This is a genomic window from Paenibacillus wenxiniae, from assembly GCF_039822605.1.
Lineage (GTDB): Bacteria > Bacillota > Bacilli > Paenibacillales > Paenibacillaceae > Saccharibacillus > Saccharibacillus wenxiniae.
Map to the genome: position 1 here is coordinate 434037 of NZ_JBCGUH010000003.1, position 12646 is coordinate 446682.

The 12646-nt window shown below is 46.2% G+C and carries 10 protein-coding genes; 3 read left to right on the top strand and 7 right to left on the bottom strand.

What is annotated here, in order from left to right; genetic code table 11:
• Positions 1-264: 264 nt before the first annotated feature.
• Positions 265-1350 carry an FAD-dependent monooxygenase gene (locus tag AAHF22_RS07855; RefSeq protein WP_347324440.1) on the bottom strand — a complete coding sequence of 362 codons (1086 nt, stop codon included), beginning with the start codon at positions 1348-1350 and terminating at the stop codon, positions 265-267.
• A gap of 470 nt (positions 1351-1820) precedes the next feature.
• Here AAHF22_RS07855 and AAHF22_RS07860 point away from each other — a divergent pair, with 470 nt between their 5' ends.
• Both AAHF22_RS07860 and AAHF22_RS07865 read left to right on the top strand, forming a co-directional pair.
• Entirely contained in the window at positions 1821-2585 is a 765-nt protein-coding gene (locus tag AAHF22_RS07860) for an ABC transporter ATP-binding protein (RefSeq protein ID WP_347324441.1), read from the top strand.
• On the top strand, positions 2560-4446 hold the full coding sequence (locus AAHF22_RS07865; protein WP_347324442.1) for an ABC transporter permease: 1887 nt from the start codon (positions 2560-2562) through the stop codon (positions 4444-4446). Before AAHF22_RS07860 ends, AAHF22_RS07865 begins: the two co-directional genes overlap by 26 nt.
• Before the next feature lie 432 nt (positions 4447-4878).
• Here the strand turns inward: AAHF22_RS07865 and AAHF22_RS07870 are convergent, their stop codons facing one another.
• Both AAHF22_RS07870 and greA read right to left on the bottom strand, forming a co-directional pair.
• On the bottom strand, positions 4879-6033 hold the full coding sequence (locus tag AAHF22_RS07870) for a metallophosphoesterase (protein WP_347324443.1): 1155 nt from the start codon (positions 6031-6033) through the stop codon (positions 4879-4881).
• Positions 6034-6387: 354 nt separating this feature from the next.
• On the bottom strand, positions 6388-6876 hold the full coding sequence (greA, locus tag AAHF22_RS07875; protein ID WP_347324444.1) for a transcription elongation factor GreA: 489 nt from the start codon (positions 6874-6876) through the stop codon (positions 6388-6390).
• A gap of 344 nt (positions 6877-7220) precedes the next feature.
• Between greA and AAHF22_RS07880 the strand changes: the two genes are divergently transcribed.
• Positions 7221-8714, top strand: a complete 1494-nt coding sequence (locus AAHF22_RS07880) for a peptide MFS transporter (RefSeq protein ID WP_347324445.1) — start codon at positions 7221-7223, stop codon at positions 8712-8714.
• A 437-nt stretch (positions 8715-9151) separates the two neighbouring features.
• On the opposite strand, the gene AAHF22_RS07885 is transcribed toward AAHF22_RS07880, so the two are convergent.
• From AAHF22_RS07885 to AAHF22_RS07900, 4 genes are read right to left on the bottom strand one after another with little or no spacing between them, the layout of a single operon-like run.
• Entirely contained in the window at positions 9152-10447 is a 1296-nt protein-coding gene (locus tag AAHF22_RS07885) for a glycosyltransferase family 2 protein (RefSeq protein ID WP_347324446.1), read from the bottom strand.
• A gap of 4 nt (positions 10448-10451) precedes the next feature.
• Positions 10452-10589: a hypothetical protein gene (locus AAHF22_RS07890; protein WP_347324447.1), complete on the bottom strand. Its 138-nt coding sequence runs from the start codon at positions 10587-10589 to the stop codon at positions 10452-10454.
• Positions 10590-10627: 38 nt separating this feature from the next.
• A complete protein-coding gene (locus AAHF22_RS07895; protein ID WP_347324448.1) occupies positions 10628-11503 on the bottom strand; it encodes a GGDEF domain-containing protein in 876 nt (291 codons plus the stop codon).
• A 24-nt stretch (positions 11504-11527) separates the two neighbouring features.
• Positions 11528-12625, bottom strand: a complete 1098-nt coding sequence (locus AAHF22_RS07900) for a glycosyl hydrolase (RefSeq protein WP_347324449.1) — start codon at positions 12623-12625, stop codon at positions 11528-11530.
• Positions 12626-12646 lie beyond the last annotated feature (21 nt).

Below are 12646 nucleotides of genomic sequence, written 5' to 3' on the forward strand. Positions count from 1 at the left end.
ATATACCCTCTTAATCAAACGACGCTTCATCATACAATGTGTACGCAAACTATTTTTGCTAGAACAGCCTTTACTTCGCAAGAAATAAAGGGATGGGCTTCCGTCTCGCACAAGAATCTACAGCGTACAAATGAGCTATAGATTCCAGTACTCAACAGTCGCCTATCCTACGACCTGACTACAACCAGACTACAAGCAACAAGTGATGCCGTCCAACATAGGGCTTAATAATGTCATTCACCAGCGGACATTGCTGATAGAGCATTACTGCGAATGTCGCTCTCGAATCGCTTCTGCTGTGCGTGGGATGAGAAACTGTACCATCATCTGAGCCGTTTCCTGAACCTCTTCAATAAATGGACGGAAACCGCGATTGTAGGTCTGGAAAGCAAGGACTACATCGCCATCATGCTGTTCAAAAGCATCTGCAAGCGCCGCAGCTCCATCAATTGCCAGTGATCCGCCCATGCCCGCAGCTGGTGAAGCGCAGTAGCCTGCATCACCGACCAGTGCGACACGACCCTGTGTCCATGAAGGCATCCGCATCTGGCACATTTTATCAAAATAAAATTTAGGCGATTGCTGCACTTCGTCCAGCAGTTCAGGTACGCGCCAGTTCATGCCGCTGAAATGTTCTATCATAATTGCCCGTTGCTGTTGCTCATTACGATAGTCATACGGAATTTCATAATCTGAAGCCAAGCAGAGCACAATATCTGTTTTGCCATTATAGGCGTTCACCATGACCATTCTGTCTGGCTCATTGTACATCTGCGTAGTATGTTCAAGAATCAACAGCTTATCCACAATCGTGATCGAGAAATAGGCGTTGAGAAAATGAGCAAATTGCGCTTCTTCGCCAAAGCATAATTTGCGCACCACCGAATGAATACCATCACAGCCAAACACAAGATCATACACATGCTGTTGTCCACTTCGGAACGTCACATCCACGATATCATCATGTTGTTCTAATGAAGCGATACTGTCATCGAATATAAACTGTGCCTCGTCTTTGACCGCATCAAACATCATATGTAGCAGCACATCACGCTCAATTTCATATTCATCATCTGCAAGCGGTTCACGCACTTCGGATGCTTCTGTCACATCGTCCGCATTTTTGTATTCCGTCAACTCCATCTGAATCGGATTGGCTCGAATACGATCAAGTAACCCCATCCGCTTTACAATATCTACCGTATGTTCGCGAATATTAACGGGAGTTCCACCTTGCTTCAGACCGCCACCCATCTCCACAACCGTAACCTCATATCCGCGTTGATTCATCCAGTATGCTGTTGCGAGACCTGCAAAGCTTGCACCACTAATCAGAACACGTTGCTTCACATCCGTTCCCCCTATTTTCACAATATGGATCAGTACATAAAGATCGTATAGGAAGCTAATCGAAATTACGATATAAATTTTTCCATAATTTATATGATGTATTACTGCCGCCCCTCCCTCATCCTATGCCTGTCCTGCTGTCCTGCTAATACACTTATCATCGATCCTGGCAAATAAAGATTTGAATCGGATGTAAAGTTAAAATCAATCGCGAGCAACGTACTTAGAAACTGAACGCTCACTCGTCGCTACAAAACAACCATGAGATCAACGTACCTTACACGACTGTAAGAAAGATGAAAGGCAATTCGATAGTCCATCACTAACAAGCTCTCTATACTGTAACTATACTGATTCATATGAACTGTATAGGTTCACATCACACACCAGCGCTCAAGACAGCAGACGATAGACAAAGACACTCTACCATAAGCAAGCACAGTAATCACACATATAGGGAGGTTTTTACGATGCTACAAGTACAGCATGTTAGTAAAATCTATGAAGGCAAAATCGCCTATAAGGCATTAACCGATATTCAGTTTACGATTGAGGATGGAGAGTTTGTTGGTATTATGGGACCATCCGGTAGCGGTAAAACGACGCTGCTTAATATGATCGCAACGATCGATCGCCCGACGACAGGCGAGATTTTGATCGGCGGACGCAATGTGAATCAGTTGCAGAAGAACGAGCTGGCGCAGTTCCGGCGCCGTGAACTGGGCTTTATATTTCAGGACTTTAATCTACTGAACACGCTCACGATTGAGGAAAATATCGTATTGCCGCTCACACTGGATGGTCGTCCGGTGGGCGAAATGAAGCAAAAGGCCGCTGCCATCGCCGAACGACTGGGCATCCAGTCGATTATGAATAAGCGCACGTATGAAATTTCCGGCGGACAGGCGCAGCGGACAGCGATTGCGCGGGCGATGATCCATTCGCCACAGCTGTTGCTGGCAGATGAGCCGACCGGTAATCTGGACTCCAAATCTGCACGTGATGTGATGGAAATGTTGGAACAGCTCAATCGCGAGGAAGGCAAAACGATGATGCTTGTCACTCATGATGCCGTCGCTGCCAGCTATTGCAGCCGGGTTATTTTCATTCGTGATGGCGAGCTATACAGCGAGATTCATCGCGGCGATAACCGCCAAGCCTTTTTCCAAAAAATTATCGACACGCTGTCCTTGTTAGGGGGTCATTCGAGTGACATTTCGTCAATTCGCGTTTAACAATGTGCTTCGCAACAAACGACTGTATGCCGCTTATTTTCTAAGCAGTATGTTCACGGTGATGATCTTTTTCACCTTTGCTGTGTTTGCCTATCATCCAGCGCTCAGCGGCAGCGATGTGAATCATACGGCACAGACAGCCATGTCGACATCCAAATGGCTCATTTATGGCTTCTCGTTCTTTTTCGTACTGTATTCGATGGGTTCCTTTTTGAAGACACGTAAACGGGAATTCGGACTACTCATGTTGCAGGGCATGTCGCAAGGTCAGTTACGGCGTATGGTCTTTATGGAAAATATGCTGATTGGCTTTGGCGCTACGATTGGCGGGATTGTGTTGGGGCTTGTCTTTGCTAAAGCGATTCTACTCATTGGAGAAAATATTCTCGTACTCAGTCAACCGCTAAATTTCTATCTACCGATCAAGGCGATCGGGCTGACGATATTGTCCTTTATGGTGCTATTTGTGCTCATTTCGCTATTTATCTCGACTTCGCTACGCAGCAGCACACTCATCCAACTGATTCGTAGCAAAAATGCCGCAAAAAGCGAGCCGCGTGCTTCTGTATTGTTATCGCTACTTGTCGTTATTTTACTCGTCAGCAGTTATGCCCTTGCACTGATGAGTAATATGAATGCAGCACTTCAGCTGCTGTTACCGATTGTAATCATGGTCAGCATGGCGACCTATCTGTTATTCACACAGCTCAGCGTGTATCTGATTCGTGCGATGAAGAAGCGGAAGCGTCTGTTCTGGCGCAAGACGAATATGTTACTGTTCTCCGATCTGTCCTACCGTATGAAAGATAATGCCCGTACTTTCTTTCTCGTGACGATGGTATCGACGGTAGCTTTTTGTGCGATCGGTACATTGTATGGCTTTCAATCCGTATTAAATAAAGGGGCAAGTTCTGACGGATATTACAGCATTGCATACTACGATGAACCTCAGGATAAACAGTTTGCGACGCATGTACAAATGATCTCTGATCAATTAAAAGCAGATGGCGTCGCTTACCAGGTATTCGATCAACCGTTAAATCGCTATGGGTTTAAAGATGGGCTATCCGATCTGACCGTATTAAGCAACAGCGAGTTCAACCAGATCCAAACTAAGTTTGGAGAGCAACCGATTCAGGTCACTGGAAATCAGGCTGTGTTATTGATCTCCGATGAAAACAATTCGTCCGTTTCTAAATGGAGTAACCGCACGTTGGAGACCACCAGCGGCATCGCTGTGCAGAGCGGAGCACCGATCGTTTCCAGTATATTGCCGGGAGCAAGTGAAGCTTTGATTATCCCTGACAACCTGTATGCGCAGATCGGTAAACCTAAAGCCGTGCAGCATACAGTAGCATGGAAAACAAATACAGACCAGGATAAACTACTACAAACCGAAAGAAATATAAATACATTATTCGCCGAGTTAGATGCAAAGAGCAATCTGGCTATACCTGCCTTCACTCTGTATCAAGTACAAGCGCTATACGGCATTTCGATGTTCATCGGTTTGTTTATCGGCATTGTATTCTTTGTCTCCGCCGGTAGCTTTCTGTACTTCCGGCTGTATAGCGATCTGGATGAAGACAAAGAGAAGTTTCGTGCCATCGCCAAGCTCGGTCTGACCGAACGTGAATTGAATCGGGTGCTGACGCGCCAGATTGCCCTATTGTTCTTTACACCGATCGTCGTTGCGCTCGTTCACGGCGCGGTAGCTTTAACGACACTGTCGCATATGTTGGAACGATCGCTAGTGCAGGAATCAGCATTTGTACTCAGTATATTTTTCCTGATTCAGCTCATCTATTTCTTCATCGTTAAGTTCTTTTATATTAAACAGATTCGTGCTGCTCTGCATTAAGGGGTAAGGATTTCTGGGTTCTGGGTTCCGGGTTGTGAGTTCTCGGTTGTGAGTTCTGGGTTTTGGGTTCTAGGCTGTCGGTTGTAGGTAGATTTGTAATCATCTTGTAGCTATGTGCAAGCTGTATTATAGCCAGTTGTAGCCGCATCCGAACAGCTGCACCCTACAATGCAGCATTCTCTTATCATTCGCGAACATGCTGAAAAGCCTTCTCCCATCATATAGCGGAGAAGGCTTTTCAGCATAACTATCGTTTTCGCTCATCACGTTACATTCGACCCGCAACTTTGGGTTTAAAAAGCTCTATCTACATTTAAAACAGTCTGTCTCATACAAAATGTCTAATACAAAAAAATCAGAAGCAACCCTTCGACGAGTTCGGCTAGCAGTACCCGGAAACGACTACCACTCCACGACGTCTGTGTCTATTCCTCAGCTCTCCGTAGAAGCAGGTGTAACTTCATCGACGGTATCGGTAGAGCTGGCTGCACTGCCATTTTTAAACTTCACATGAATTTGCACAATTTCCGAACGTGTGCCAATCCGCAGCGGTGAACCCCAGAAGCCAAAACCGGACGATACGATTGAATGCAGCTGTCCTTTGCGCAAATACCCCCAGTCATTTTCAAAAATACGATGTGTAATGAGTGAGAATGGTGCCATCTGTCCGCGATGCGTATGGCCGGAAACGACCAGATCGGTGCCCAGCTTTTGCTCCGCATCCAGCTCATACGGCTGGTGATCCAGCACGATGACCGGATGGGTATGATCGACTTCATCCAGCAGCTTGCCCAGCTCGGTACGTGGTTTATCGCTGTAATCGCGGCGACCGACGAGCGTAATGCCATTATCCAGCACAACCGACTCATCATAAAGTACATTCAAGTTGCTTTTATTTAGCACATCGACCAGATCGACGCCTTTTTCAAATCGATCATGATTGCCGAGTGAGGAATAGACCGGCGCCTTGAAACCTTTTAAAATGTCTGGAATCGCAGTTCGAGTATAATACTTCAAATTATCGTCGATGATATCGCCGGGGAACAGAATCAGATCCGGATTCAAGGCATTCACTTGTTCGACAAGGCGGCGCGCATGGCTTTCATTGGATAGCGCTCCAAAGTGCATATCCGACGCCATCACCATATTCATCTCAGACGGCCCATTGACCGGCTTATCGATCTCAATCGTATACGAGCGCACAACCGGACTATACGCATTGTATGCCCCTATACTGACCGTTATGACCAGTCCGGCAATCGTAATCCAGCCAGCCCAGACAACGGCGGTGTTCATGGAAAGCGGCGACCAGCGTAGTAACCATAATACAAGGTTCATAATCGGTAGCCATAGCACGGAAAAATACGCGATCGCCACCCACACAGCACCGATCCATTTAAATATACCGATCTCATTTTGCCAGAAACCGAGGAACAGCCCATACGCCAAAATGACCAGCACAATAATCATAATGTAGCGCGGCAGCATTTGATGTGGAAACAATGTAGCCAGCCACACCCAGCCGTTCCAACCAACATACAGAATAAACAGATGATACACGATCAGTATTGCAATCCCTATCCACAAAGTCGGTAGCTCCTATTCCAGCGTAGTTTGACATGCTGCAAGCATGTCTATGATTCTCTTGTTGTACAATACCCATAGTATATAACTTCAGCGAATGCTTTACAAAACGTAACGTGTATAAATAAAGTAAGTACAGCAAAAAGCTGCTCGGCATCATTCCGGCAGCTTCTTTTTAACGTTCTGTTCATTCATCCTGTGAACGTGATTGTTCATGCATCCTGATAAGTGAACATATGACTCGTTCAACCTATTTACACTGTAAAAATGCTGGATATGGCTAAGCGATGCGGTAGCTCTAGCGCTCATTAATTTAAGCTTCTATATCGCTCGTTTAGCCATAGCTAGCCATCACGCTTATTGACCTGGTTTAATTTTCAGCAGCTCATAGTAGAATGTGCCCATCGGTGCTTCAAAGGCGATTTTGTCACCTGACTGGTGACCCATCAATGCTTTGCCCAGTGGACTTTCGTAAGATAGCTTATTGTTCGCCAGATCCGCCTCAGCAGGTCCAACCATCTGATACTCGATCACTTCATCAAACTCGATATCTTTCAATACCGCGATCGAGCCAATGCTCACACGGGAAGTATCCATTTGATCGGCACTAATCACGCGCGAATTACGCAACATACGCTCCAGCGTCAAAATGCGCGTTTCCATAAACGCCTGATCTTCTTTCGCGGAATGATACTCACTGTTCTCTTTCAAGTCGCCATAGCTGATCGCCGTTTTCAGACGTGCAGCCAGTTCCTTCCGGCGTGGCCCTTTCAGCTCCTTCAGCTCTTCTTCCAGCTTCGCGAGTCCGTCCGGGGTCAAAATAACTTCTTCATTTTCGTTTGCCATATACTCTCAACTCCTTATTCTTATTATACCTTACTAGAAGCAATTTGCCCTGCTTCACTGCAAATTAAATGCCGGGCACTACAAGTTCGGTAGTATCCAAACTCCATTTCCAAGAAAAATGTACGGATTTCTCCATGAAAATGATCTACTTTTCCAATTTTTTCGATTGATTATATGCAGATTATATTATATCGTAATGGTTCGCCTGTTTACTGAACGTGTAAGTACATTGCAATAAGTCACTTACAACGGTACGGCAGCGGGCAGTGTCATGGACAGCGGAAGGAAGCCTCTCACGAATCCTTTAAACTGCTCCGGACATGACCACTTCAAGGAGGTATATCGTGTCTAATCCAACAAAACAAGATATCGTAGATAGTGTTCCTCAGCGCGGGTTTTTCGGACATCCGCGCGGATTGTTCACACTTTTTTTCACGGAGTTCTGGGAGCGCTTTTCTTACTATGGTATGAGAGCGATTCTGATCTACTACATGTACTACGAAGTGAGTAAGGGCGGTCTAGGTCTGGATCAGACGATGGCAACAGCGATCATGTCGATCTACGGCTCACTCGTATACATGTCGGGCATTATCGGCGGCTGGCTAGCTGACCGTGTGCTCGGGCCATCACGCTCCGTCTTTTATGGCGGTATACTGATCATGTTCGGTCATATTGTGCTCGCTTTTCCTGGCGGCGCAACGATGCTGTTCACATCGATGGCACTGATCGTACTCGGTACGGGTCTGCTCAAACCGAACGTCTCTACCATCGTAGGGGAAATGTACAGTGAAGAAGATGCACGCCGTGATTCTGGCTTTAGCATTTTCTATATGGGCATTAACCTGGGCGGCTTTATCGCGCCGCTTATTGTCGGTACGGTAGGTACAGAATACAATTTCCATCTTGGCTTTGGTCTTGCTGCAATCGGTATGTTGATCGGACTGATCGTGTTTATGCTGACACGTAAGAAAAGTCTCGGTCTTGCTGGTATGATCGTGCCAAATCCGATGGATAAAGACGAGCGTCGCAAAGTGACCAAGCTGCTCATCATCGGCGCTATTGTCGTGGCGATTTTGCTGACAGTTGCGATCAGTCTCGGCTGGCTCACCTTAAAAACATTCGTGCTTGTGGTCGCAGTACTCGGTGTACTCATCCCGATCTGCTATTTTGTCGTCATGTATCGCAGTCCGAAAACGAATGATGTGGAGCGTTCGCGTCTGACCGCGTATATTCCGTTATTTATCGCTGCGGTGATGTTCTGGTCGATTCAAGAGCAGACGTCTACCGTGCTGGCGTTGTTTGCAGATCAACGTACACAGCTGCAATTTATAGGTATTCCGATCTCGCCAACCTGGTTCCAATCGCTAAATCCGCTGTTTATTATTATTCTGGCACCTGTGTTTGCCTGGTTCTGGATGAAGCTAGGCGATCGTCAGCCGACGATTCCGCATAAATTTGCAATCGGTCTTTTGTTCGCAGGACTATCATTCCTTGTCATCCTGCTGCCGGTTTATTTTAGCGGTGAAAATGAATTGGTCAGCCCGCTCTGGCTCGTATTGAGTTACTTTATTATCGTGATCGGTGAGCTGTGCCTGTCTCCGGTCGGCCTGTCGGCAACGACGAAGCTGGCACCAGCCGCCTTCTCTGCCCAAACGATGAGTCTATGGTTCCTGTCCAATGCAGCAGCACAGGCAATTAATGCCGTACTGACAACGCTATATAATAAAGATAGCGAACTGCTATACTTTGGTACGATTGGCGGCGTGTCGATCGTGCTCGGTATTATTTTATTCCTGATGGGTCCGAAAATTCAAAGTTATATGAAAGGCATTAAGTAAGCTAGCGTGCTTACGGCATGTCATTCGTTCATCGACCAACAACGATGAATCCGAATATAAAAACAGGCTAGTAGACCGCGTGATGACGCAGTCTACCAGCCTGTTTTGTTATGATTCTATAGTGGAATTAAAGTTTAATATTTGAGTTATTGTCGTGTATACATGAATGACAGCTGCCCTATCTAATGTACGGCTTTCGTCAACGAGCCGCTGTTCATTCTACCTGAATTTAAAATGGATACATCTGCACAAGCTCGAAATGTGAACACGAATAAATAACGCTAATGCGCTCTATCCAATTGCATATGTGCTGCGTCAATAGGCGATAAGCTATACATAATCAATACGAAAATCACGTTTTTACTTCATTTCATAATATATACTATCGATTGCAGTATCATTGCGTATACATTGCTAACTATTATTAACGATACGGCTCAGTTAAACCGCTTCGTTTTGTACCAGCTTGATTTACGTCCAGTTAAAATATCGACAAGCAACGAGTAAAATGCCTTGATCGAGATAATCAGAAACAACTGTGCATAGGTGAAATACGAAATACATGCCAGTACAAAGTTCATCGTATTACTTTGCCCGATATCCGAAGCAAGCGCCAGATTGATCTGTAGTACATAAATGTAATACATCAGCGCCCACGAAATGACGAGATACACATACACATCACTTGCAAACTGGAACGGCGAGAGCACATTCGGATTGAATAGCGAGATAATTTGATACACAATATTGGCTACGAAAATAATATCCGAGATAATAATCGCGATCATAAACCAGAAATAACTGGCTGCATAATAAAGCACCTGAATTTTGATACGCCAGCTAGAGCTGCCAAACAGATGATGAATATTGTCCAAAATAACGCGATAATTCCCTTTTGACCAGCGTTGACGCTGACTCATGTATACGCTCAGCTGCTCCGGCTCCTGCTGATATGCTTCCGCTTGCGGAGCCAGTGCAATCAGCTGTCCACGGGTCAAAATATCAAACGTGATCGCCGTATCCTCGGTAATCGCATCCGGGTCCCAGCCGCCGATATCGCGGATCAGATCCGTCTTGACGATAAAGTTCGTACCTGGAATCGTACCGACTTTGAATAGCTCCCATAATCCGGTATGGTGCACACGCTGAATGGTGACCAGCTCCAAATTAATACAGCGCGACAGGAAGTTTTGCCCCCGGTTGCGCGCTTTGTTGCGTCCGAATACCGCGCCGTATTTCTCCGGCTCCTCTAACGCCTTTTGCATGAGAAACATCAACGCATTACGCTCCGGTGCAGCATCCGCGTCATAGACGAGAATCCATTCACTTTTCGTAATTTTGAGCGCTTCATTCAGTGCACCGGATTTACCACCCGTTCCGGTACGTTCGATAATCGTAAAATCGCGATCGGCAAATTCCGGTCGTTCTTTTAACCGATACAGCGATGCCGCCGTACCATCACTACAGTTATCTGCAATGACGATCACCTGTACTTTATGCTGCGGATAATTGAGGTTCAAAATATGCTCGGTCGTAATAGCGACAACGACCTCTTCATTGTGCGCGGGCACCATCACCGTAACGGTTGGATAGTTCTTCATCGTTTCTGGAAATACGATCCCCGCCTTATTTTGTCTGGATAGAAAACGAATGGCTCCTGCCATAATGATGATCGCTTCCAGCACCGCGATCCAGATGCTAATGATCGAAAAAATTAGAATGCCATCTGCCACTTCGTTACCCCCGTCCCCGGTTGTATTTACGGTTCACGTGACTGCGAAACCGGAGCGTAGCAATCGTCAAAATGGCAATCGCAATTGCAAACAAGCCGCTAACCGCCGTACATAACGGGATAAACCAATCCGTATAAGCCATCTTTCATCTTCTCCTAAATGTATAATGCCGGACACTGATCAAATGTATTCGCCGATCAGATCCGTTTCGGTATTTCGTTCCAGCGTGGCAATAACGGCATCCAGACTTTCGTATTTTTCAAATTGATCTGCCTGAAATACAAGTGCGCCCGAACGAATGACCAGTTGCAGTTCCTGCCCTTTTAAATCAGGAAACTGCACATTCATCATCGCATCACGAATACGATGGGTTAGCGGTGGCAAATAGTCTCTATTCGTCATCGGACAAAGAATAATAAAGCGACCATTATCAATCGAAAACTTATAATCTTCAAAACGAATCTGCTTTTGAATCGTATTGGACAGCTCCAGCAGCAGACGGGCATACCCTGCTGATCCGACCGCTTCCTGCACCAGTGGCAAAAATTCAATTTTGAACATCGCCATACAAAAGTTGTATTGATCGGAATAGCGGCGCGCTAGATTGGAATGCTTAATCAGCGCTTCGCTCAATGCTGCTCGATTACCGAGCGTCGTATCGATATCGACCTGCGGTGTAATCTCATGCAGCGCCTCCAGCCGTTCTTTCAATCGACGCGTATCGATCAGACTGTATTTGACGATCAATGCGATCAACGTATTCGCCGGAATTAAAAACATATTAAAAAACACGACCGGATTGAGCGGCGCAATCGTCACCATCCATACAAAATAAGTGACCAAAAACACAAAAATTAATACGACCGCTACACCTCGCGGCAGCCAAAAGCCGACGAGCAAACCTAACAATGAACCGAGCATTACAAGCAGCTCGATCACGCCGAAGCGCTGATGCATAGCAACATCCCAAAATAAGATCAGTTGCTCCAGAATGGCGACTGCAACGAGCAACGTGTACCCGATCATCGTACGCCGAATCGGTATACTATTTGTCATTTTTCCTCTTCCTTTTTCCCTGGTTTAGCGTGTCTGCTGTAGCGTTGTTTCCGCTAGCAGTGCAAGTAGGTTATCAAATGCGTGTGTGTCTCCATCCGATACATAGCCGCCTGCATCGCTGCCTTCCGAAGCACGAAACATAATCATCCGATCATAAAGCTGCTGTGCCCATGCCCGATCATCCATCTGCACGGCGAGCAAAATCGCAAGTCCGTACACAGAAGGCGATTCATAGCGCACAGCCGGCTGATGATCCGAAGCATGATAGCGTCCGTATAAATGACCATCCTTCGCAAATTGCTGTTTGATAAACGCCACCAGCTTGTCAGGCGGTTGTTTCAACTCGGCAAGATGCAATCCGATAATGAGCTGGTCAATCAAGTTCACCTGTGCATCATAGCCGTATTGGCCTGTCGTCACATCATACGTTCTTGGGTAAAACAGTCCATCATTCGGAATGGTGCGCAGCAGCTGAAGATGCCGCTCATACAGCTCATCACTAATCAGACCGTATTGCTTCATTCGCTCAAAAGCAAGCGTATCAATATAGGTGAGACTCAGCAGATTACTGGAGGTATTATGCTGAAAATCGTGGTAATCGACTAGATAGCCGTTATTCAGTCCTTTTGCCCACAGCGTATCGGTAATTTCTTTGGCAGTTGCGAGATATTCCGGCTTGTTCCATTGTCCATAAGCGTCCAGCAAGGCGCTGACGATGCGCAGATCATCACCAAGCGCATACGTATTCACACGGGACTGTCCATCCGGTTCCAGCTTCCAGCGGATATAATGCTGGGGAGACATAAAATACTTGTTTAGCAACTGATAGCTGTTATCAAAATCAGCCCGATCATCTGCAAGCAATGTGTACTGCATCCATAACCCAACCGATTCGGATAGCGCCTCTCGTCCGGCAACGACGTTAGGATCGGTAGAAGGAGCTGATTTGAGATAAGAGGCAATCGTCCCATTGGCATTCGTCATCGATTGCTTCATGAACAATGCGGTAGGAGAGGGTTCTTTTTTCGTCATGTTTATCACTAGTAGCGCCGCCAGCCCAACCATCACTGCGATTACAATTAGCAGTATGACTCGGACGCGACGGTTTTTCGTTACGTGCATCTGCACCTCCCTGGCTGGGCT